This is a genomic window from uncultured Pelagimonas sp. (genome assembly GCF_947498515.1).
Lineage (GTDB): Bacteria > Pseudomonadota > Alphaproteobacteria > Rhodobacterales > Rhodobacteraceae > Pelagimonas.
Window position 1 is genome coordinate 20,786 of sequence record NZ_CANMKO010000008.1, and the last position, 22,528, is coordinate 43,313.

Consider the following 22,528-nt stretch of genomic DNA (forward strand, 5'->3'; position numbering starts at 1 on the left):
CCAGCGTTTAGCCGATGGCGATTTTCTTGGCGGTCTCATAGACGTCGCCGTCATCATCGTACCATGTGAATTTGAATTCACCGGCCTCGGGCACGGTGGCTTCGAATTCCACATATGGGTTGGTCGAGATGGCAGGCTCAAGCGTCACATCAATGACGTTCTGACCATTAAAATCGCAGGTAAAGCGATTGATGATCGAGCGCGGAATGATGTTGCCGTCTTTGCCTTTGCGCTGACCCGATTCCATTTTGTGCGAAATCAGGGTCTTGATGGTGATTGCATCACCAGCAGCGGCCTTTTTGGGGACTTTGACGCGGGGTTTTACACCAGATGCCATTGTTCAATTCTCCTAACGTTTTGGTCGCAATCCCGAGCCGCAAAAAACCGAAGTCCACTTTTGCTGGGATTGCTCCGCTGCTTAGCCGCCGCAGCCGCCGATGGTGACCTTGACGGTCTTGGAGGCGCGGGCAAAGCTGCCGTCGGCCATTTTGGCAACAGCAACGACATCTTGCGTACCGGCCAGGCGAATACGGGTCGAGGCGGACTGGCTGGCAGCCAGTGGGCCAAAGTTGAATGTACCAACCGGCGGCGTCGGGTTGCCTGTGGCCAGAACCATGATTGCGGTTGCGCCGGGCGCGGATACCGCGATCGGAACGGTATTGCCGTTTTCCGCAATTTCAGGCGCAGTCAGCTCAAGGCCAGTATCGGCCATATCGGCCCCGCCTGTGAACTCGGCAATCAGATCGTCCGACGCGGATGCGCTTGCACGCAGCGGCAGGACGGTCATCAGCGCTGCACCGGCACCCATGGCCAATGTTTCGCGACGTGTGAATTCCATCGTCTGTCTCCTTAGTTTAAGGTCAGCTTTCCTTGAGCGTCAGCAGGAATGCGACCACATCTTCGATATCTTGAGCCGACAAAAGCGGCGGCAAAGGTTCAGCACCGGCCTTGCCTGTGTAGGCGTCACCGGGGCGAATGTAGCCTTTGGTTTTGTAAAAGGCGGGCATTACCGTGCCTTCAAAGGTCATCTTGGCGTTGGCCACGATGCCGCGCAGTTCCGCTTCGCTGCGGGCCTCACCTGTATAGGACAGGTCCGGTCCAACTTCGCCGTGGAATGGCACATCGGCCAGTTGCTCAACCGCATGGCAGGACACGCAATTGCCTTTGGATTTAGATCCAAAAACAGAGCGGCCATTTTCGGCATCACCGGGCTTGCCGGTTAGGGACATTTCAACAACGCCCTCTTCACCATATGCCACGTCGGCTGGTAGCACGGTCTCGGCTGCGGCCATCCCCGCTGCCAGCACCAGTGCTGTTGTTAGTGTTGTAAGCCTCATGTTCCCTCCCTAGGCTTGCTGGCCTTTCGGCCTTGCTCGCGGCCCCGTCGCGCTGGGGCTTTCTACTCTCGTCATTGCTCGCTGATGTATACCGTAGGGCACAGGCCCCGCTCAACGCAACAACAAATTCGCAAACGTGAATTTCTTGTCGCAGGCAAGGCGCTATCAGTCGAAACTTCCGTTGCTGCGTTCTTGGATCATCCGCGCATGGTAACGCTGGAAATCTTCACCGTTTTCAAGTGCATAATGCTTTTCCGCGACCCAAGTAAACATATCTTTTGTCGTGCCTTTGCCAAAGGCACCCGGCATCACTGCAACCGCCGCATCCATGGCATTTACGCCCTCTGGCACCTCTTCAGGTAGAAAAACGATGTTGGGTGTGAACATCACACGCCATTTGCGGGCCATGTCTTTTTCGCTGCGCGAATCCCCGTCAAAGTCGACGACTTCGACATCGCCATAGAGGTTCATCTGCACCACGAAATAGTTTTCGGCGATGTAGTCAGAGATGCCCTGATCCGAGAAAACCTCTTCGTGCATTTTGGCGCAATAGATGCACCCACGCTGTTCAAAGAACAGCACCAAACGCTTGCCCTCAGCATTGGCTTCATCAAGGTCTTCGCGCAGGTCTTTGAACGTGTCGCGCATCCACGGCTGCTTGTGTAGCCCGTCGTCGCCCATTTCCGCTATCGCAGGTACAGCCATCAGCGCGGCCACCGCCGCCAAAATCCAATGTCGCATTTCAAATTCCTCCCAGTCTCGCTTTGGCTCAGACCCAGTTCGGATAGGCCTTTAACATGAGTTCGGCGATCCAACCCACCGTATCGGTTGCAATCAGGATCGCAAATATAATCAGCATGACGCCCATAGCTTTTTCAACATGGACCATTTTTGAACGGTGTTTTTGCAGCCAACGCAGGAACGGCTGGGCAAAAACGGCCGCCACAACAAAGGGCGCGGTCATACCGATCCCAAAGACCGCCAGCAAAAGCGCACCGTGCCAGAGCTCCCCCATCCCCGAGGCAATCGCAAGGATCGTCGCCAAAATAGGCCCCACACAGGCCGTCCAGCCAAAGCCAAACGCCAAGCCCATGACATAGGCCCCGAAAACCGTCGACGGGTCGGCTTTGCTTTCCATGCGCGCCTCGCGATAGAGAAAGCCGATCTTGATAACCCCAAGAAAATGCAGCCCAAAAGCAAAGATAATCGCCGCCGCCACATAGGACAGAGCGTCTTTCCAATCGGCAAAGGCCTGACCAAGTGCAGTCGCCCCAAGCCCGAGCAACATAAAGATCGTTGTGACCCCAAGGGCGAACATAATGGCAGAGAGGATCAAGCGCCGCTGCGCCCCCGGCGCAATCCCGCCTTCGTCACGAAGCTCGCTCATCGACAACCCGGCCATATAGGACAGGTAAAAAGGCACCATAGGCAAAATGCACGGGGTAAAGAACGCACCCAACCCGGCAAGCAAAGCCCCGGCATAACTGATGTCGAACATGGGTGCTCCTTGATCAATTCACATATTCAGATTATGTTGTTCGATAACGAATGGTCAATTGGTGATCCAAGGTGAGACAATTTGCATATGCGATGCTGGCATTAATCGCCAGCGCTGGACTGGCTTTGGCCAAGGACACAGATCAAGACATCCGTCTTGTGATGGTCGATCAACCCGGGTGCGCCTATTGCGCCGCGTGGGATGATGAGATTGGTCCGGCTTATCCCAACACCGCCGAGGGCAAATTTGCGCCCCTGATGCGCGCCGATCTGCATGTCGGGCCACCCGATGGTATTAAATATGCACGAAGGGTGAACTTTACCCCCACTTTTATTCTGCTAGAAGGCAACAACGAGGTTGCGCGCATCGAAGGATATCCGGGAGAGGATTTCTTTTGGCCAATCTTGGCAAAACTGTTACAGGACCACACCGCGTTCCAACCGGCGACCAACTGAGACTGATCTGACCCATGGCCCTTCCCGTACTTTCTGATGACCTAAGTGATGACGAGCTGGACCGCATCGTCGACAAAGCCACCACAGCGTCGGCTTTCCTTAAGGCGATTAGTCACGAAGGCCGATTGATGATCCTGTGCCATTTGGTGTCTGGCGAAAAGTCGGTGACCGAGCTCGAAGACCTCCTGTCGGCCCGTCAGGCGGCCGTGTCCCAACAGTTGTCTCGCCTACGTCTTGAGGGGCTTGTTGTGCCCCGCCGCGAGGGCAAAGCGATCTTTTACAGGCTAGCCGATGACCGCCCGCGCAAAATGCTGGAATGCGTCTACGAGCTGTTCTGCGCCGAAGACGATTGATTTCGGCGATTGATTTTAGGGCCGCCTCGGCGCAACCTTGTCACAGTTGAAAGCAAGTAAGCTGGCGACGGTCGGAGGAGGGCCTTTGCATGCGTGATATCTTGTCTGACCATCAGATGGTGGCCTTGATTGGCCTATTCGGAGGCATCTTGTTGGGTCTTGCGGCCCGATTGGGCCGTTTTTGCACCCTTGGGGCCATCGAAGATGCGCTTTATGGCGGGTCCATGGTGCGCATGCGCATGTGGGGCGTGGCCATTGGGTTTGCCATTCTCGGCAGCTTTACTTTGATCGGAACCGGCTATCTGGACGGAGCCAGCAGCTACTATTTGTCAATCCGCTGGATGCCGATGGCCTCGGTGATCGGTGGCTTGGTATTTGGCTATGGCATGGCCCTGTCGGGAAATTGCGGATACGGGGCCGTCGCCCGATTGGGCGGAGGCGATTTGCGCAGCTTTGTGATTGTGCTGGTCATGGGGGTGTCGACCTATGTGGTTCTGTCTGGACCTCTGGCCCCGATGCGCAACGCTGTTTTCCCTCAAATCGATGTTACATCGACCGATATTCCACCCGGCATTGCTCATCACCTCGCAAAGCTGACCGGCATCTCCGTGCCCTTGATAGGGGGCACAATGGGGGCTGCCATCCTGCTTGGGTCGCTGTTGTCCAAGGATATTTGGGATAAGCCCGCGCAAGTTGTCTGGGCCTTTGTGGTTGGGTTCGCCATTGTCAGTGGCTGGGCAGGAACCGCTTGGGTCGCCGAAAGCGGATTTGAAGCTTTGCCAATTGTATCACACAGCTTTGCGGCCCCAATGGGGGAAAGCATCCTGTGGTTCATGACCGGTTCGGTGCGCCCCTTGTCATTCGCGGTCGGCTCAGTTGCCGGTATCTGGGTCGGGGCCTTTGTCGGCTCAATGATCAAGGGGCATTTCCGCTGGGAAGCCTGCGAAGACCCGCGCGAGTTAAAGCGCCAGATTTTTGGCGCGGGCCTTATGGGTGCTGGCGCAGTTCTGGCGTTGGGATGTTCCGTCGGCCAAGGGCTTTCGGCGTTTTCGGTTTTGGCTTTGTCGGCCCCGGTCACCTTCTTGGCGATTTTTGCAGGGGCGGCCATTGGGTTACACCAGCTGATCGTCGGGTTTCAACCTGCCGAATAGGGGATTGCCTTGCGCGCGGATGGGGCGCTGCCCCGTCCCGAGCACGCTCGGGACTCCCCGGGATATTTTGGGAAAGAAGAAGCCCGGATCAGCTCATTTCGCCAAGGCGCGCGACATAGCGGGCCAGCGTGTCGATCTCGAGGTTGATTGTATCGCCAACCTTGGCGTTGCCCCAAGTGGTGACCTTTTGGGTATGTGGGATGATGTTGATCCCGAAACGCGTGTCATCGACCTCATTGACCGTAAGCGACGTGCCATTCAACGCAACGGAGCCTTTGGGCGCGATAAAACGGGCCAACTCGCGTGGCGCGTCAAAGGTGAGCCGCGTGCTATCGCCTTCGACGCGCATATCAACAAGCTTTGCCACACCATCCACGTGGCCAGACACGATATGCCCACCAAGCTCATCACCGACTTTGAGCGCACGTTCTAGGTTGATAACGCGATCCACCGTCCAATCGGCCAAATTGGTCTTTGATACGGTCTCGGCGCTGATCTCCATGTCGAACCAATCATCCCCCAAAGCCACAACCGTCAGGCACACACCGTCACAGGCAATCGACGCACCGATATCAATTGAATTGGTGTCATAGGAGGTTGCAATCCGCGCCCGAAGATCGCCGCGTTGCTCAAGCTCGACGATACGGCCCTGATCGGTGATAATACCTGTGAACATCTCGCGTCCTTTCGCATGTGGCGGCTCCTCTGGGCTGCGGCGCGATGTGGCCTTATTTTCGCCGGGTTCAGAGGTTAAAGATTTCGTTAGGACAAGGACATAAAACGCCATCATGAGCAACGCAACCGGCCAAAAACGGGTCTTCCTGTTTCTACAGGGCCCACATGGACCCTTCTTTCACCGCCTTGGCGCGATGCTGCGCAAGACGGGGGCAGATGTCTGGCGGGTGGGGTTTAATGCCGGCGATCGTGCCTTTTGGTTCCATTCCACAAGCTACATCCCGTTTCGTGGATGTCAGGACGACTGGCCAGAACGGTTCACCGAGTTACTCGACGAAAAGCACGTCACCGACATTGTGCTTTATGGCGATGTACGCGGGATTCATGCCAAAGCCGTGGAGATTGCCCAAGGGCGCGGGCTTGGCATCCATGTCTTTGAAGAAGGCTACATGCGCCCCTATTGGGTAACCTATGAACGCGGTGGTTCGAACGGGCATTCGACCCTGATGCAAACCTCAGTCGAGGACATGCAAAAGGCACTGGCCCTATCGGATATGGAGGCCCCCCTCCCCCCCGGGCATTGGGGCGACATGCGTCAGCACATGTTTTATGGCGCGCTTTATCATTGGTTTGTGATGTTTCGAAACGGTGACTACCGGAATTTTCGCCCGCATCGCTCGCTTACCGTTGTTCAGGAATTTGGGTTGTACCTGCGCCGCTTGCTTTTGATGCCAGCCACTTGGATTGACCGGTTGGTATCGACCGCGCGCATTCGCTTGGGTGGGTTTCCCTATCATCTGGCGCTGATGCAGCTTGAACATGATAGCAGCTTTCAAAAACATTCTCCCTTTGCCACCATGCCGGACTTCCTCGAAGAGGTGATGGCCGGATTTGCCAAAGGGGCTCCCGGCCACCATCACTTGGTTTTCAAGGCCCATCCGCTCGAAGATGGTCGGGTCAACATGCGCCGCGCCGTGCGTAAGCTAGCACAAAAATACAATGTCGCGGATCGCGTCCATTATGTGCGCGGCGGCAAGCTTGCGCAGCTTTTGAACGACGCGCGAAGCGCGGTCACTGTGAATTCTACCGCCGGGCAACAGGTGCTTTGGCGCGGCATTCCGCTCAAGGTTTTTGGCGCGGCGGTCTATGCCAAACCGGAATTTGTCTCAGAACAGCCGTTGGACGAATTCTTTTCCATGCCGACGCGCCCGGACAACCGCGCCTTCAAAGATTACCGTCGCTACCTGCTTGAAACATCGCAGGTTCCCGGCGGCTTTTATTCGGCCCGCGGGCGGCGGCAACTGCTTCGCCAAGTGGTCGATATGATGCTCTCCTCTGATGATCCTTATCAGGCGCTTGTTCGCGGCACCGCGGCTCCGAGGCAACAGTTGCGGGTGGTGCATTAGGCGGCACAACCCCTAGTACTGGCGTTTTTTATTCAAACCCGGTACGTTACTAAAAAAAACTGAGGCAGACATATAGGTCGAGGAGACCGAGCAGTGAAACACTCCACTACCAGGTGGGCGCGTATGGTCGCCCTACTGGCCGCGGTGTCGATTCTGGCATCTTGCGGCCTCCCCCGTTTGGGCCCCAACAAAAGAGAAATCTACGCCGGGTCCGTTCAACGCGAAGGCGACGCCTTTATCGTTGCCATCAATGACCGCGTGACGCGCACAACCGCCGTTGTTCCCGCGCTTGGCTTTTCCGAAAGCTTCCAGAACGCCAGCACCCTCGGGTCGGACACCATCCGCCCAGGTGACACGCTAGGTTTGACGATCTGGGAAAACGTCGATGACGGATTGTTGGCCCCCGAGGCTGCGAATTCCACCATCCTCGAAGAGGTTCAGGTTGACGGTTCTGGCTTTATCTTTGTGCCCTATGCGGGCCGGATCAAAGCCGCTGGAAACACCCCCGAACGCATTCGTCAGATCATCACCCGCAAGCTGGAAGATCAAACACCTGATCCACAGGTCGAGGTGCGCCGCGTGGCCGGCGACGGATCGACCGTTAGCCTTGTCGGGGCCGTTGGCGGCCAAGGCGTTTACGCCATCGAACGTCCAACCCGCACCCTCGCGGCCATGTTGGCCCGCGCCGGTGGTGTGACAATCGAGCCTGAAATCGCGCAAGTCACGGTTCTACGTGGCGGCGAAACTGGCAAGATTTGGTTCCAGGACCTCTACCGCAATCCCGAAGTCGACATCGCACTTCGCGGCGGTGACCGCATCCTCGTCGAGGAAGACACCCGTGCCTTTACCGCCCTTGGCGCAACCGGCTCTCAGGCCCGTGTGCCGTTTGAAAGCCACAGCCTAAGCGCAGTCGAAGCGATTGCGCAGGTTGGCGGTCTCTTGGCCACAGGCGCGGATCCGACCGGTGTATTTATCTTCCGCAACGAACCGGCTGAGATCGCCAATCAAGTTCTTGGCCGTGATGATTTGGTCGGAGCACAGCGCATGGTCTATGTTCTCAACCTGACCGAGCCAAACGGTATGTTCATGGCGCGCGATTTCGTCGTTCGCGACCAAGACACGTTGTATGTGACAGAGGCCCCTTGGACCCAGTGGAACAAGCTGATCGCAGCCCTATCCGGCTCGCTTGGCGCGGTAGGAACACTGACCTCCACCACAGATTCCCTCTTGGGTCTGGGTGGCTGAGGCTGACGCCCTTGTCTCAATATCAGGATCACAACGCCGGGGAGGAGACTTCCCGGCGTCTTTATGTGTATAACGGCGGCTTTTTTACTCAGAAACGCGTTCGCTTGTTGTTGCACGGCGCTGGGTATCGCCTGTCATTGGGTCTTCCAAAAGCTGGTGATCTTGTAGGGGTTTGGGGGCAATCCCCGACGTCCCATCGTGGCGAAGCCATTGCCGCCAAATACAATGCACCAATTGTTCGGATCGAAGATGCGTTTTTACGCTCGCTTCATCCCGGCCGCGCTGGCGAGCCGCCGATTGGATTGATGATCGACGAAACGGGGCTTCACTTTGATCCCGCCGCTCCATCCGATCTCGAAACCCTGCTTAAAACCCACCCTTTGGATGACGGGGCGCTCATGGCGCGTGCACGGGCGGGCATGGCGCGCATGCAAGAGGCGCAAGTGTCCAAATACAGCGCCTGCGACCCAGATATCTCTGCCCCCGACCCCGGCTATGTGCTGGTTGTTGACCAAACTCAAAACGACGCCGCAGTCCGCGCCAGCAAAGGGGATCGCAGTCGTTTTTTGGAAATGCTCTTTGTGGCACAAGAGGAAAATCCCCGCGCCCGCATCGTCATCAAAACCCACCCCGAAACCGCAGCCGGGTATCGCGCCGGTCATTACCGAAGCGAAGACGCCACCGGGAATATTGAGTTTTTTGACGCGCCGATTTCGCCTTGGCGACTTTTGGAGGGCGCGACCAAAGTTTACACCCTGAGTTCGCAAATGGGGTTTGAGGCAATCCTCGCCGGGCACAAACCGCGTGTTTTCGGCGGCCCGTTTTATGCGGGTTGGGGGCTTACGGACGACGAAGATGTATTTGCCCGCCGCCGTCGTCCGTTGTCACGCGCCCAAATGTTTGCCGCCGCGATGATCCTGTATCCGCGCTGGTTTGATCCCTATTCCGGTCAAACGGGTTCGTTTGAAGACGCACTTGGGGCGATGGAAGCCCAGCTTCGGGCGTGGACTGAAGATAGCAAAGGCTGGGTCGCAAGCGGAATGCGCCTTTGGAAACGCGCGCCCCTGCAGGCGTTTTTTGGCTCTCATCACCCTGTTTGCTATGAAGACACGCCTACAAAGGTCCGCAACATATCGGGAAAAACCGGTCGCCGCCGGATGGCTTGGGCTGGGAAAGCTCAGGGCGATGTTGTCCGGGTCGAAGACGGGTTTGTGCGATCACGCGGCCTAGGGGCCGAATTGACGCCTCCGCTGTCACTCGTTCTGGATGACCTAGGAATTTACTATGATCCAACTGCCCCATCGCGGCTTGAGGACATGGTTCAAAGGGTTGCCAAGGGATTAAGGCCGGACCAAATCGAACGTATTGAACGCATCCGAGACCGGTTATTGCGCTCAAATTTGTCCAAATACAATCTCTCCGGTGAGTTACCCACATTCTCCCCCGGTCACCGTATTCTGGTACCCGGTCAAGTTGAAGACGATGCGTCGATCCTAAGAGGCAGTCCGGATTTGCAGAGCAACACCGAGCTTTTGCGCAAAACGAGAGATGCCAATCCCGACGCTGTCGTCTTGTGGAAGCCCCATCCCGATGTTGTGGCAGGTCTACGTAAAGGTCATGTCGAGGCTCCTGAAGAGTGGGCTGATATGACGTTGGAAAACTGTAATATTTCCGAGGTGTTGAAACAGGTCGATGAGGTTTGGACCATGACGTCTCTGACCGGCTTTGAGGCATTAATCCGCAGCTGTCGCGTCACAACCTTTGGGGCACCCTTTTATGCAGGTTGGGGACTTACGCGGGATCTAGGGCGGGTTCCGGCCCGACGCTTGCAAGGCCCACGTCCTGACTTAAACGCACTCATGTACGCCGTTCTAGTTGACTATCCGCGCTATTATGACCCGATCCGAAAGCTCCCCTGCCCGATTGAAACCGTTCTCGAACGCCTCGAAACCGGAAACCTTCCGTCGCCGGGGCCCTTCAACCGGAGCTTGTCCAAGCTACAAGGGGCCCTCGCCAGTCAGGCGCATCTTTGGCGCCGTTAAGGTTTTATTAAAGCTTCTGCGGCTATACCCCGGCGCTGCAACTATTTTCTGAGTTTTCCACAGGGTATCATAACCCAGTAACTTCGCTCAAACAAAGCAAGTTAACCCTACGGAAATATACATCTTTTTAGCTTGCTGCACTGCGGCGCCAAATGTGTCTCACATCCGCTCCATCCACCGTGACATCCACAAGGTCAAAACGTGGTGCGTCGGCGAGTCGATCAACGCCCAAAGCGCCCAATCCGGGCTGGCCTTCGGCCCCCAATGCAAGACCTGCAGAAAAAACTTGAAGCTCATCGACGAGGTCCTGTGCGAGAAGAGACGCCGCTAACTGCCCGCCGCCCTCACAAAAAACCCGCGTCAAACCCGCCGCACCAAGCGATTGCAAAACCGACCTTGGATCAACCCGGCCACCTCCAAGGTGGCACGGCAGAAGCTTGGCTCCGATCCCTTCCCAAGCCGATTTCAACTCAGGACGGATATCGGGACCATGACAGAGCCACACAGGAACCTTTGTCGCCGTTTGGGCCAACTCGGAAAGCAACGGCACGTCAAGATTGCGGGATACGACCACGCGCACCGGCTGACGGACGTCCCCCATCCCCCGAACCGTCAATGCCGGATTGTCGGCGCGAGCCGTCCCCCCACCGACCATCACCGCATCATGCGTCGCGCGCAAGGCATGTACAGCCCGACGCGCCGCAGGGCCTGTGATCCACTGGCTTTCGCCGGTAGCGGTTGCGATACGTCCGTCCAAACTTAGAGCGAGTTTCAACGTCACCCACGGACGCCCTTGCTCAACCCTCAAGAAGAAACCGGAATGATCATGCAACGCCTGATGCGCCAAGACACCAGTTGTGACTTGAACACCGTGTTTGCGAAGTTTTTCAAACCCTTGACCGCTCACCCTCGGGTCACTATCGAACACAGCCGCGACAACTCGGGAAATGCCCGCCGCAATCAAAGCGTCACAACAGGGTGGCGTTTTTCCATGGTGGGAACAGGGTTCCAGCGTCACATAGGCGGTCGCCCCTTGCGCCGCATCCCCCGCCATAGCAAGCGCTTGGGGTTCCGCATGTGGTCGCCCGCCTTCTTGGGTCCAGCCGCGCCCAACGACGCGACCGTCCTTGACGATCACACAGCCCACCGCCGGGTTGGGCCAACACTTGCCCATCCCGCGACGGCCCAAGCCTAAGGCATGGGCCATGTGGCGCTGATCTTGGTCGCTCACTTGGTGTCTGGAACCTCTGGTCGCAGCTCGCTGACAAATTTGTCAAAATCGTCTGCGGCTTGGAAGTTCTTGTAAACACTGGCGAAACGTACATAGGCTACGGTGTCGATCCGCGCCAGTGTTTCCATCACAATCTCGCCAATTTGGGTCGATGCAATGTCGGTTTCACCCATGCTTTCAAGCCGTCGCACAATACCCGAGATCATTTGATCAATGCGATCCGGTTCAAGCGGACGCTTTTGTAGCGCGATACGGATTGAACGTTCCAACTTGTCGCGATCAAAATCTTCGCGACGTCCGTTGGATTTGATCACCACTAGATCGCGTAGTTGCACACGTTCATAGGTGGTAAATCGCCCGCCACATGCGGGGCAAAACCGGCGCCGACGGATCGAAACATGATCCTCAGCAGGCCGGGAATCTTTAACCTGGGTGTCTATATTTCCACAAAATGGGCAGCGCATGGCCGTCCCCCTCGTTTTCTTCTCTGCCTCGGGGCGCTTTGCACCCCCTTTGTATTTTTATGTCGCGCGCCCGGCCGAAAAAGCCGCGAAATTGCTACACCGCGCTTTGGCTGTAGGGTTTATCCCCACTTATCCACAGCCACTATAGGCCAGCCGCCACAATTTGGGTAGAGGGGAAATGCAGCCGCTAGATGAAGCAAAGATAGACGAACCCAGACCCAGAAGCTGCCGTTACTCTAGCGCAAGATGCGCAATGATTTCGCGGTGATGCGCTGCATTGCGATGCTCGAATAGGTAAATCCCTTGCCACGTTCCAAGGGCCATTTGGCCCTGTGTCACAGGAATGCTTAACGACACTGGCATCATCGCAGCTTTAATATGGGCAGGCATGTCATCTGGCCCCTCATAGGTGTGGGTCAGATAGGACATTGACGGATTTGTAGTTGGGGGGACCAAACGGTGAAAGAAGTTCTGAAGGTCGGTCTGAACTTCTGGGTCGGCATTTTCCTGAATCAACAGGCTCGCAGAGGTGTGCCGAACAAAGAGGGTAAGCAAACCCGTTCCCGTAATCCAAGCCGCCACCTGATCGGTGAACTCGTAAAGGCCTGGTCCGTGAGTGGTGACCGTAAAACGGGTTTGCATTGGCGCGCTCCTTAATTTTGCGCGCCAAACTGGCTTGCTACGCTAGGCGACGCAAGCCTTAGCTTCCGCCAGCAACAACAGTCGCCTGCGACGCTGTTGTAGCTTGGCTCAACGCTGGTGCAAAATGGGGCTGGCTAATGGCAATCGACACGGCGGTACCACCTTGTAGCTGCGCGATTGTAAGGTCAGGGCCGTGGTGCGCTTGTGCCGCGAAGGGGGCGGTGGCTAAAAGGCCGAGGAGGAGAATATGTTTCATTGGAAGGCTCCGGGTTTGTATCCTAGAGATGGGAGCCGCAGCGCCATACGCAATGCGCGCACGCGCAGAGGTGATGTGCGCTCAACTATCGGTGATGTGCTTGTGTCCCGCTTGTGAGATCCAACGACCTTGGACAACGGAAGGGAGTGAGAGGCAAGGCCCAACTACGTCATTAAAGAACCAGTGATTACCGTGTCACCAGATCAGTTGGACCAAACCGATAATGGCAATAAACGTGCCGAGAATGGCGTCTGTTAAGAGACGGGTTTTGTACTCCGTCGGATCAATCGGGTTCACGAACACCGACACGGTGTCCCCCGTATTGATCGACAACCGGCCCGGGCATTCGCCTTTATACTCAACGCCTGAGACGACATAGACGAACCCAAGTTTAATGTTCCCACTTGACCGCTGGCGTTCAGAAGACGTGACACGTGCAGGGATTTGCGTCCATTTCACCATCACGTTTAAGGCCGAGGTGATTTTGAGCGATCCAAGAGCCAGAATAGGCCCACCAAGCCAGGACGATGGCCAATCCCAAAGCCAAACGCCCAGAACAACGATTGGAACCGAGAGCAAACACAGTCCGGCAAGCAGCCAACCCAGACGTTTCATGTCAGCCACCTATCCCGTTGCACATCGCGCCGCATGAACGACGCGTTTCTGAAACCTATAGGGTCATCCGCTAAACAGCCGATCACCCATTTGGTCAATCATTTGCTTGGCTTTGCGGATAGAGGCGTCTTTGCATTCGTCAAAATCACGGATCATATCCGCGCGGATCAGATCGTGGGTTTTGATCTCACCATCCACTTCACGTTCTATCCGGGCTCCGATGCGGTATTGGCCGCCTTCGTTTACCGGAGTCGGGGTAATGCGAAACCCATTGTATTCAATAACTTCGGCGGCAGCATCCGAAGATGCGCCGCCGCCGAAAATCTTTGACAACCAAGACATGGCTTACTGATCCAAGAAGCTGCGCAATTTGCGCGACCGGCTTGGGTGCTTCAGCTTGCGCAGGGCTTTGGCTTCGATCTGACGAATACGTTCACGTGTAACGCTGAACTGCTGGCCAACTTCTTCGAGCGTGTGGTCGGTGTTCATACCGATGCCAAACCGCATCCGCAGAACACGTTCTTCGCGCGGTGTGAGCGAGGACAGAACCCGCGTTGTGGTTTCTTTGAGGTTTTCCTGAATGGCGCTGTCCAGTGGCAGAACGGCATTCTTGTCCTCGATGAAATCACCAAGCTGGCTGTCTTCTTCGTCGCCAATTGGCGTCTCAAGCGAAATTGGCTCCTTGGCGATTTTCATCACCTTGCGGACCTTTTCCAAAGGCATTTGCAGCTTTTCGGCCAATTCCTCTGGTGTCGGCTCGCGACCAATCTCGTGCAACATCTGGCGACCGGTCCGGACCAGCTTGTTGATCGTTTCGATCATATGGACCGGAATACGGATGGTGCGGGCTTGGTCAGCAATCGAGCGGGTGATCGCCTGACGGATCCACCACGTCGCATAGGTCGAGAATTTGTAACCACGGCGATATTCAAACTTATCAACCGCTTTCATCAGACCAATGTTCCCTTCCTGGATCAGATCCAGGAATTGCAGGCCACGGTTGGTGTATTTCTTGGCGATCGAAATAACGAGACGGAGGTTTGCCTCAACCATTTCTTTCTTGGCCTGACGCGCCTCTTTCTCACCTTTCTGAACCTGCTGCACGATGCGGCGGAATTCGGAAATATCGAGACCAACGTATTGACCGACCTGCGCCATATCGGAACGCAGCCCTTCGACTTTGTCGGTCGAGCGTTCGATGAACATCTGCCAACCACGGCCAGATTTTTCACCCATCCGCTCAAGCCAATTCGGGTCAAGCTCGTGGTTGCGATACTCTTCAACAAATTCGCGACGGTTGATGCGGGCTTGGTCGGCAAGCTTCACCATGGCGCTGTCGATGGACATGATACGTTTGTTGATGCCGTAAAGCTGGTCGATCAACGCTTCGATCCGGTTGTTATGCAGGTGCAATTCGTTGACCAACAAAACAATCTCGGCACGCAGCTTTTGATAGCGCTCTTCATCAGCTGCGCCAAAGCTGTTGTCTTCGTTCAGGGTTGCCGAAATACGGCTATCCTGCATCTCGGCAAGCTCTTCATAGTCCTGTGCGATGCGGTCCAGCGTTTCAAGCACGGTTGGCTTAAGCGCGGTTTCCATCGCGGCCAAAGACATGTTGGCCTGTTCGTCGTCGTCATCATCGTCGTCGTCTTTGGCAATCGGGTTGCCATCGGCGTCGAGCTCTTGGGTCTCTTCTTTCGGTTTGATCGCCTCGCCGCCCGCTGCGGGTGCAACAACCGGCTCTTCGACTTCACCATCTTCGTTCATTTGACCGGAGAAGGTGGTTTCGAGGTCAATCACATCGCGCAGAAGAATGTCTTCGGACAGAAGTTCTTCGCGCCAGATGGTGATCGCTTGGAAGGTCAGCGGGCTTTCGCAAAGCCCGGCAATCATCGTGTTGCGACCGGCCTCTATGCGTTTCGCAATCGCGATCTCACCTTCACGCGACAAAAGCTCAACCGAGCCCATTTCGCGCAGGTACATCCTAACCGGATCATCGGTGCGATCAAGCTTTTCAGCCGAGCCAGCCGCCAGTGTCACTTCACCGGGTTTTTTGGTCTCAACCAGATCGGTTGCGCCCTTGTCTTCTTCTTCCGGCTCTTCATCGTCTTCGGTGATCTGAATACCCATTTCAGAGAGCATCGACATCACGTCTTCGATCTGATCCGAACTGACCTGATCAGGTGGCAGAACTTGGTTAAGCTGGTCGTATGTAATGTAGCCACGCTCACGCGCTTCGGCGATCATTTTCTTGACCGCAGCCTGGCTCATGTCGAGGCTTGCGTCCTCTTCATTGCGCTCAGATTTGGCGTCATCGTTGTCCTTGGCGGCCATGAAAGTCTCCTGATCGGAAAGGCGGGCGATTCGTTTAAAGCGAATCAATAGCGCGATAAAGCGATTCGCACACCCGTCTACCCCTATTTCTTTACCGTTTCCTCACCAAAAAGACATTAACCGCGGCCCTTGTCGAATCGAATTGTTGAAAGCAGCGAATCAAAAGCACTGCGTTCCTCTCGATCTATCGGGGCTCCGTTCGGGCCAACGTCATATTCGGCACTCTCTTCATCACTTTGGCGCCCGGCTTGCGCGCGCACTTTTGCGGCCTCAGCCAAACGCCACGTCAGCGCTTCGTCCGCTTGGTCTTCTAGGTCTTCTTGCGCTTCGGCCAGTTCGGCATGCCATCCATGCAACGCGTCCATCTTGGCCAATTCTTCGGCCACGGTCATGCGGGCCATATCGGAGTTGCCGGGGGTGCGAATGCAGGGCACAACCGCCACATGGCGCGCCGCAAGCATGGTTTCAAGGGTCTCAGGGCCAATTGCCTCTTCTGCGCGTTGTCTCATGTCGTTTTCATGGCCAATGTTGCGCAAAATCACATCTCGCAGAAGCGCGTGATCGGGGTCATGACAGGGCATCATTTCCAGCTGGGTTTCAAATTCTAGCGCCAAATCCGGCGTCATCAGAATAGCCGCCAAAATGACCGTTTCTCTGAGCGAGGCCTCGGCATTATCACCGGCCGCCACCAAGAGCGAATTCTTGGCCCCAATGGTTGGCGGCGGCGGCGCTTTCCAATCGCGGCGCGGCGACCAGTTGGATTTCCCCTGCCCCTGCGGGCGATTTCCACCGCCCCCGGACGACCGCCCAGCGCGGAACAACTGAAACCGCAGGTCTTTGATTTCATCGCCATAGTGGCGGCGCAAATGCGGGTCGGTGATTTTGGCAATTCGGGCGCGCAATTGTTTGTCGAGCGTGGCCTTGCGCTCGGGGCTGTCAAACACCTTGCCCTCGGTCTCATTCTGCCACAGCAGACGCACCATCGGCATGGCCTCATCCAGCACCTTTTGCACCGCCTCCGGGCCACCCGACCGCACAAGGTCATCGGGGTCTTTGCCCTCGGGCATGATCGCAAAGCGCAGACCTTTGCCCGCTTCAAGCAAGGGCAAAGCCAGATCGATCACCCGATAGGCGGCACGCAGCCCGGCCTTGTCCCCGTCCAACGCAATCAGCGGCTCAGGCGACATGCGCCACATGAGCTGCATTTGCGGTTCTGTTACCGCCGTCCCCAAGGGGGCAACACAGGCCCCAAACCCAGCTTCGGATAAGGCAATCACGTCCATATACCCTTCGGCAACCACCAAAGGCTGTCCGCGTCCAGACGCCTCGCGCGCCGGGCGCATATTGTAGAGATTTCGTGACTTATCAAACAGTTCCGTTTCCGGGCTGTTTAGGTATTTGGCATTGTCATTCGGGTCCATCGCCCGGCCGCCAAAGGCAATCGCCTTGCCACGTGCATCGCGGATCGGAAACATAATCCGGTTACGAAACACATCATAAGGCTCGCGCCCCTTGTCGGACTTCTTAACCAACCCACAGGCCAACATCAGGTCCGGAGCAATTCCCTTGGCCTTAAGATGTTCGCGCAGGTTTTCCCAACCCGCAGGGGCAAAGCCAATCTCAAACCGATCGCGAGTCTCAAGGCTTAGACCCCGTTTATCTAGGTAAGCCCGCGCCTCTCCCCCTGCCCCGGCCTTAAGCTGAAGTCGGAAGAATTGCACGGCTTGCTCCATCACATCGCTCAGGATGGTACGCCGGTCGGCTTTTTCCTTGGCCTTCGGATCGGCCTTGGGCATTTCCAAACCGGCCTCGGTCGCCAAAATCTCAATGGCTTCCATAAACGAAACATTCTCAGTCTCGCGCACAAACGAGATCGCATCCCCCTTGGCGTGACACCCAAAGCAGTAATAATATCCTTTGCGATCATCGACATGAAAGGATGCGGTCTTTTCATGATGAAACGGGCACGGTGCCCATAGATCGCCCTTGCCTTGATTGGATTTGCGCGCATCCCACATCAATTTCCGCCCGGCCACTTGGGCCAAGCTGGTGCGATTGCGCAGTTCATCCAAAAATCCAGGGGGCAGACTCATGAGGTTTAGTATCTCGATTCCATTGGGTGCCTCAAGGGCTAGCAGATGCCTTTGGCGCTAGACCGCCACTGGCACCAACTCGAAACGCCCGGCATTGCCGGGCGGTGAGGTCTCATGCGCGCCGCAAGGCGCATAATGTAACAGCGTTTTATCTAAAGGGCGTCGCACTGCGCCTTCCAAGTGGTGCCAATCTCGTCGGTCAATTGGTCTTCGGGCAACGTATACACCCATTCCGCCAGCATATCCGCCGCCGTCCGGTCCAGACCTTTGCTCAGCGTCCGGCGCGCTTTGCCCTTGCGCACCCCATCAATACGTCCATTCACCACGTCCATGACCAAAGCGGCCTGCGCCTCGCAATCGGGCTTCACAGCCTCTTGTGCAGAAACCATTGGTGCCGCGCAAATCAGCGCCGCCAGCAAAACACGCATTGTCATTCCTCGCCTTTGTGAATCCATGGTGATGGTGTCGACCTAACTTAAGGCAGACCAGCGCGCGCAGCAACCAAGCCCGCCGCTTGCCCAATCTCATGCACTAGACTCTGCGCCATTGACCGAAACCCCATGATTTCAAAGCGATCTTCACCCATCCGTGTCACAGAAATCATCATATGACCGCAAACCGTCCGCGCCGTTGAATTCTTTGGAAACGCAACTTCCGCCAAGTCAACCGGGATCACTCGTGCCAAAACTTGCTCCGCATGCGCCCCGCACACCTGCACAGCCACCCATCCGTCACTTTGATCGGTAATCATGGCAACCTCCTGCATCGACTCGGGCTCCGTCGCCCCGATCAAAATCGCCTGACGATGCCCAAACCATCGGCACTGCAATGAACCCTCGCCCAACACCTCCCCCGGCTTCGGAAACCCAAAACCAAACTGCGCCTCCATTGCCTCCGCAAGTGCTCCATCTTGTCCGGCAAAAGGGGCAATCAAGGTGATCAAGCGCGTCGGCACTTCACAAATCGTCACCCCCGGCATCTCAACCGCGTCCTGCCCCTGCAACGGTGATATCGCGCGCAAGTCAACCACGAAGCCGCCCTCCCTCAGGATCAAACGCAACCGGATCGGTGACCTCGCATAGGGTCTCAACCCCGCGCAAATGATCGACCAATTTGATCATCTCGCCATGGCGCGCCCGGCCATTTTGCAACAAGGCCAAGGCCCGAACCTCACCCAAGGTTGGCGAATAGCAGGTTGACGTGACATAGCCCAAATCATTCTCCCGCGTGGCGGCGCTCTGCGCCTCAAACAAATGCGCACCGGCTGGCATCTCTTTGATTGCCGCGGTTGGCCGCAAGCCAACCAACTGCGCTCGTTCCGGCCCGCTTAGCCCCGGACGGCGCGACATGACCTTGCCAATACAATCCTTTTTGGCCGACACCATACGCCCGTATCCCAAATCATCCGCCGTGGCCGTGCCGTTGATTTCCGCGTGGGTAACAAACCCCTTTTCGATCCGCAGAACGTTCAAGGCTTCCATACCATAAGCCCCTCCGCCCAGCGTCTTGGCACGCGCAACAAGCTCTTCAAACAAGCTGGTCCCAAACCGGGCAGGCACGGCGATTTCATAGGCGTGCTCACCGGAAAACGAGATCCGAAAAAGCCGCGCTTTCACACCACCAACGGTCACCGGCACACATTGCATATACCCGCATTGCGCATCATCAATGGGCACATCCAACAACCCGTTCAAAAGCTCCCGTGACTCTGGTCCCGCCACCGCAAACTGCGCCCATTGCTCGGTCACCGATGCAAAGCGCATTTTCAAACCGGAGCAAAACGCCTGATGCACCCAATCAAGATGTTGCATCACCTGCCCCGCCGCCGCGGTTGTTGTCGTCATCAGCCAGCGGTTGACGTCAAGCCGCGCACAGGTGCCGTCATCCAAAACAAACCCATCTTCGCGTAGCATCAAACCATAGCGCACCCGCCCCGATTTGAGCGTGCTAAAGGTGTTTGCATACACAAAATCAAGGAATTGCCCGACATCTGGCCCCTGAAGCTCAATCTTGCCAAGGGTCGAGACATCGCAAATACCAACATGCTCGCGTACCATGCGCACTTCGCGATCACAGCTTTGTCGCCACGTCTTTTCACCCTCAACCGGCACATAGCTCGGGCGATACCAAAGCCCGGCCTCGATCATTGGCGCGCCGGCCACTTCGCTGGCCTGATGCGAGGTTGTGAACCGTTCAGGTGCGTATCCTTTGCCCTGTGATCCCGCCCCAATCGCGGCAATCGAAACCGGAGTAAAGGGCGGGCGAAAGGTTGTGGTTCCGGTGTCTGGAATATCACGCCCGGTGGCATCGGCCAAAACAGCTAAGGCCAAAACATTTGAACTTTTACCCTGATCCGGGGCCATACCTTGGGTCGTGTAACGCTTCATATGTTCAACAGAGCGAAAGTTCTCTTGGGCTGCCTGTTTGACATCCTTAACCGTCACATCGTTCTGAAAATCGAGCCACGCGCGCCCCTTGCCGGGCACCGTCCACAACCGACGAATGCGATACGGTGCATCTTCGGCCTCTGGTACCTCCGGACTCTGCACCGAAAACCCAAGATCGCGGAGAGCCTCCAGCCCGGCCTGTGCCCCGTCCGTCAAACACCCCGCGGTGGAAAACGTTCCTTTGGCCGCACCCGCCACGGACATGCCGGGCACCGCGTCATTGGTGGGAACAAAGCTTGCTATCGTGTCGTTCCAAATCGGCCGCGTGTTCATGTGACAGCTTAGGTGCAACGACGGGTTCCACCCGCCCGAAACCGCCAACCCCTGAACCTGCATGCGAAACTGCGATCCGTCGGGGCGGAGAATTTGAATGGCCTCCAGCCCCAAACGCCCATAGGCGCGCGACACCTGCGCGCCCGGAAAATAGGGCACATCCCCGGCCAAGTTCGGCGCATCCGCGCGGCTATCGATAAGAGCCGCCACATGCAGACCGGCCTTGGTCAAATCGCGTGCGGTGCGATGGGCGTCATCGTTATTGCCGAACACGGCCAAGGCCTTGCCCGGCACAACGCCCCATCGGTTAAGATAGCTACGCATCGCCCCGGCCATCATGATGCCGGGTTTGTCATTATTCTGAAAACCGACATGACGTTCCAACGCCCCGGCACAAAGAATGGCCCGCTTGGCATGGATACGCCAAAAGCATTCCATCGGGGCCCCTTTGGGATCACCGACATGATGCGCGACCCGCTCAAGCGCGCCATAGGTCCCTTGATCATAGGCCCCGGTCACCGCACATCGCGGTAGAAGCCGCACATTGTCCATCGTGCGCAATTCGGCCACCGCCCCGGCCGCCCAATCATCGGCGGGTTGCCCGTCGATCTCTTCGACCTCAGACAAAAGCCGCCCGCCAAATTCGCGATCTTCTTCGCAAAGAATGACCCGCGCGCCACTGCGGCCAGCGGTCAACGCCGCCATAAGGCCCGCGGGTCCGCCGCCGATAATCAGAGCATCACAAAAGGCAAAGGCCTTTTCGTACGCTTCAACCGGTGGCTCGCCGGATAGCGCCCCAAGGCCAGCGGCGCGGCGGATGACAGGTTCGTAAAGTTTTTCCCAAAACGCCTTGGGCCACATGAAGGTCTTGTAGTAAAAACCCGCTCCGAAAAACGGCGCGGCAAGGTCATTTAGGCCCAGAACATCAAATCCCAAAGACGGCCAACGGTTCTGGCTCTGGGCGTCCAATCCGTCATAAAGCTCTTGCACCGTCGCCCGGATATTGGGGTCACGCCGCGCGCCATTTCGCATCGTGACAAGCGCATTGGGTTCTTCGGATCCGGCGGTCATAGCCCCACGAGGGCGGTGGTATTTGAAACTACGTCCCAGCAACCGAACACCGCCGCCCATCAAGGCCGAGGCAAGGGTATCGCCCGCAAACCCAACATGGGCATGACCGTCAAACCGAAACGATATTGGTCTGTTGCGATCTATCCGGCCCTTGCCATTAACCCGCATTTCGCGCCTCCGCCAGTTGCACGGCCTGAACGTCATGCGTGATGGTATCGCGGGTCACGATGAGCCAAGCGCCACACCCGCCGCCATGATACCAAAGGTCCTCAACCTGTCCGGCGGGATTGTCGCGAAGGTGCAAATAAGCGTGCCAGATCGCGGCCCCGGCATCCGGTGCCGGGCGATCCAACATCGACGCGGCCCCTTTATAAGTGAACTCGCGACTATCGCGATCCCCGCAATTCGGACAGGTTAGTCTCATGTCACCTCACATTCCATTGCAGGCGGCATCCGACACGCGGTTGAGCTTGTAACTCACCCAGCGGCCCGGAATCTCAGCCAAATCGACGGACCCGCCACAATCTGCAACCTCGCCCACCAAAAGGTATTTCGTGCGAAAGGTCATGGTGCTGTTGGTTTGCTTGGTCACCTGAAGCGACCCGCCGTCACATTCCACAACGCATGTGTCCCAGCGGCTTTCCGTCCCACAAAACATAAACTGAGACAGGGTGCGCCCGGCATACCGGCTTCCGGCGACACGGCCCTGATTGGCCAAAACCACTTCGATCGACGTTGCACGCGAAACATTGGTGGCCCATTCACCCACCTTCATCCGCACCGCCGCGACATGCTGATCTGGATGGGTTGCCAAATGGCCCGATGAATAAAACCGCTCATAACAACCGGGCCGAATTTCGTTGGCCTGCGCCGTTCCTGCGAACATGGCGAGCGCCCCGGCCAAGGCCATCGACATAAGCTTTGAAAAGTTACGCATAGT

Annotated in this window: 25 protein-coding genes; 6 read left to right on the forward strand and 19 right to left on the reverse strand. The window is 56.8% G+C overall.

Translation table 11 applies throughout. The annotated features are described in order from the left end of the window. Nucleotides 1-7: 7 nt before the first annotated feature. The 5 genes from soxZ to Q1A43_RS15285 form a co-directional block, all read right to left on the reverse strand. Nucleotides 8-337 carry a thiosulfate oxidation carrier complex protein SoxZ gene (soxZ, locus tag Q1A43_RS15265; protein ID WP_299928912.1) on the reverse strand — a complete coding sequence of 110 codons (330 nt, stop codon included), beginning with the start codon at nt 335-337 and terminating at the stop codon, nt 8-10. Nucleotides 338-418: 81 nt separating this feature from the next. After that, the gene (gene soxY / locus Q1A43_RS15270) at nt 419-838 is read right to left on the reverse strand and encodes a thiosulfate oxidation carrier protein SoxY (protein WP_299928915.1); all 420 of its coding nucleotides are present in this window, start codon (nt 836-838) and stop codon (nt 419-421) included. Nucleotides 839-860: 22 nt separating this feature from the next. After that, nucleotides 861-1,337, reverse strand: coding sequence for a sulfur oxidation c-type cytochrome SoxX (soxX, locus tag Q1A43_RS15275; RefSeq protein WP_299936575.1), 477 nt, complete (start codon nt 1,335-1,337; stop codon nt 861-863). A 165-nt stretch (nt 1,338-1,502) separates the two neighbouring features. Continuing rightward, complete coding sequence (locus Q1A43_RS15280; RefSeq protein WP_299928921.1) at nt 1,503-2,078, reverse strand: thioredoxin family protein; 576 nt, start codon at nt 2,076-2,078, stop codon at nt 1,503-1,505. Nucleotides 2,079-2,106: 28 nt separating this feature from the next. Next, on the reverse strand, nt 2,107-2,835 hold the full coding sequence (locus Q1A43_RS15285) for a cytochrome c biogenesis protein CcdA (RefSeq protein WP_299928924.1): 729 nt from the start codon (nt 2,833-2,835) through the stop codon (nt 2,107-2,109). A gap of 71 nt (nt 2,836-2,906) precedes the next feature. On the opposite strand from Q1A43_RS15285, the gene Q1A43_RS15290 reads away from it, so the two are divergent. The 3 genes from Q1A43_RS15290 to Q1A43_RS15300 all read left to right on the forward strand — a co-directional run bounded on the left by Q1A43_RS15290 (nt 2,907) and on the right by Q1A43_RS15300 (nt 4,794). After that, complete coding sequence (locus tag Q1A43_RS15290; RefSeq protein ID WP_299936578.1) at nt 2,907-3,290, forward strand: thioredoxin family protein; 384 nt, start codon at nt 2,907-2,909, stop codon at nt 3,288-3,290. Nucleotides 3,291-3,304: 14 nt separating this feature from the next. Then, nucleotides 3,305-3,643 (forward strand): metalloregulator ArsR/SmtB family transcription factor, encoded by a 339-nt coding sequence (locus Q1A43_RS15295; RefSeq protein WP_299928930.1) that lies wholly within the window; start codon nt 3,305-3,307, stop codon nt 3,641-3,643. A gap of 89 nt (nt 3,644-3,732) precedes the next feature. After that, entirely contained in the window at nt 3,733-4,794 is a 1,062-nt protein-coding gene (locus Q1A43_RS15300; RefSeq protein WP_299936580.1) for a YeeE/YedE family protein, read from the forward strand. Between the two features lie 88 nt (nt 4,795-4,882). On the opposite strand, the gene Q1A43_RS15305 is transcribed toward Q1A43_RS15300, so the two are convergent. Further along, nucleotides 4,883-5,470, reverse strand: coding sequence for a riboflavin synthase (locus tag Q1A43_RS15305; RefSeq protein ID WP_299936583.1), 588 nt, complete (start codon nt 5,468-5,470; stop codon nt 4,883-4,885). 112 nt (nt 5,471-5,582) lie between these two features. Here Q1A43_RS15305 and Q1A43_RS15310 point away from each other — a divergent pair, with 112 nt between their 5' ends. From Q1A43_RS15310 to Q1A43_RS15320, 3 genes are all read left to right on the forward strand, one after another. Next, nucleotides 5,583-6,875 (forward strand): capsular biosynthesis protein, encoded by a 1,293-nt coding sequence (locus Q1A43_RS15310; protein ID WP_299928937.1) that lies wholly within the window; start codon nt 5,583-5,585, stop codon nt 6,873-6,875. A 123-nt stretch (nt 6,876-6,998) separates the two neighbouring features. After that, nucleotides 6,999-8,120, forward strand: coding sequence for a polysaccharide biosynthesis/export family protein (locus tag Q1A43_RS15315; RefSeq protein WP_299928939.1), 1,122 nt, complete (start codon nt 6,999-7,001; stop codon nt 8,118-8,120). An 11-nt stretch (nt 8,121-8,131) separates the two neighbouring features. Continuing rightward, nucleotides 8,132-10,162 carry a capsular polysaccharide biosynthesis protein gene (locus Q1A43_RS15320; RefSeq protein ID WP_299936586.1) on the forward strand — a complete coding sequence of 677 codons (2,031 nt, stop codon included), beginning with the start codon at nt 8,132-8,134 and terminating at the stop codon, nt 10,160-10,162. 127 nt (nt 10,163-10,289) lie between these two features. Here Q1A43_RS15320 and ribD read toward each other — a convergent pair whose 3' ends face one another. The 13 genes from ribD to Q1A43_RS15385 form a co-directional block, all read right to left on the reverse strand. Continuing rightward, entirely contained in the window at nt 10,290-11,393 is a 1,104-nt protein-coding gene (gene ribD / locus Q1A43_RS15325) for a bifunctional diaminohydroxyphosphoribosylaminopyrimidine deaminase/5-amino-6-(5-phosphoribosylamino)uracil reductase RibD (protein ID WP_299936589.1), read from the reverse strand. Then, the gene (gene nrdR, locus Q1A43_RS15330) at nt 11,390-11,857 is read right to left on the reverse strand and encodes a transcriptional regulator NrdR (protein ID WP_299928946.1); all 468 of its coding nucleotides are present in this window, start codon (nt 11,855-11,857) and stop codon (nt 11,390-11,392) included. Before nrdR ends, ribD begins: the two co-directional genes overlap by 4 nt. Before the next feature lie 231 nt (nt 11,858-12,088). Then, nucleotides 12,089-12,499: a secondary thiamine-phosphate synthase enzyme YjbQ gene (locus tag Q1A43_RS15335; RefSeq protein ID WP_299936592.1), complete on the reverse strand. Its 411-nt coding sequence runs from the start codon at nt 12,497-12,499 to the stop codon at nt 12,089-12,091. 58 nt (nt 12,500-12,557) lie between these two features. Further along, nucleotides 12,558-12,755, reverse strand: a complete 198-nt coding sequence (locus Q1A43_RS15340) for a hypothetical protein (protein ID WP_299936595.1) — start codon at nt 12,753-12,755, stop codon at nt 12,558-12,560. Between the two features lie 195 nt (nt 12,756-12,950). Next, complete coding sequence (locus tag Q1A43_RS15345) at nt 12,951-13,370, reverse strand: DUF3592 domain-containing protein (RefSeq protein WP_299936598.1); 420 nt, start codon at nt 13,368-13,370, stop codon at nt 12,951-12,953. A 63-nt stretch (nt 13,371-13,433) separates the two neighbouring features. Then, complete coding sequence (locus Q1A43_RS15350; RefSeq protein ID WP_299928957.1) at nt 13,434-13,712, reverse strand: HlyU family transcriptional regulator; 279 nt, start codon at nt 13,710-13,712, stop codon at nt 13,434-13,436. A 3-nt stretch (nt 13,713-13,715) separates the two neighbouring features. Beyond that, complete coding sequence (gene rpoD, locus Q1A43_RS15355; protein WP_299928960.1) at nt 13,716-15,704, reverse strand: RNA polymerase sigma factor RpoD; 1,989 nt, start codon at nt 15,702-15,704, stop codon at nt 13,716-13,718. A gap of 116 nt (nt 15,705-15,820) precedes the next feature. Continuing rightward, nucleotides 15,821-17,797 (reverse strand): DNA primase, encoded by a 1,977-nt coding sequence (dnaG, locus tag Q1A43_RS15360; RefSeq protein ID WP_299936602.1) that lies wholly within the window; start codon nt 17,795-17,797, stop codon nt 15,821-15,823. Between the two features lie 152 nt (nt 17,798-17,949). Beyond that, entirely contained in the window at nt 17,950-18,231 is a 282-nt protein-coding gene (locus tag Q1A43_RS15365) for a hypothetical protein (protein ID WP_299936605.1), read from the reverse strand. Nucleotides 18,232-18,272: 41 nt separating this feature from the next. Next, a complete protein-coding gene (locus Q1A43_RS15370; protein ID WP_299936607.1) occupies nt 18,273-18,827 on the reverse strand; it encodes a sarcosine oxidase subunit gamma in 555 nt (184 codons plus the stop codon). After that, the gene (locus Q1A43_RS15375) at nt 18,820-21,756 is read right to left on the reverse strand and encodes a sarcosine oxidase subunit alpha family protein (protein WP_299936609.1); all 2,937 of its coding nucleotides are present in this window, start codon (nt 21,754-21,756) and stop codon (nt 18,820-18,822) included. The genes Q1A43_RS15370 and Q1A43_RS15375 overlap by 8 nt, the downstream gene beginning before the upstream one ends. Then, nucleotides 21,746-22,012: a sarcosine oxidase subunit delta gene (locus tag Q1A43_RS15380; protein WP_299936612.1), complete on the reverse strand. Its 267-nt coding sequence runs from the start codon at nt 22,010-22,012 to the stop codon at nt 21,746-21,748. Before Q1A43_RS15380 ends, Q1A43_RS15375 begins: the two co-directional genes overlap by 11 nt. A 6-nt stretch (nt 22,013-22,018) precedes the next feature. After that, entirely contained in the window at nt 22,019-22,525 is a 507-nt protein-coding gene (locus Q1A43_RS15385; protein ID WP_299936614.1) for a hypothetical protein, read from the reverse strand. Between the last annotated feature and the right edge of the window lie 3 nt (nt 22,526-22,528).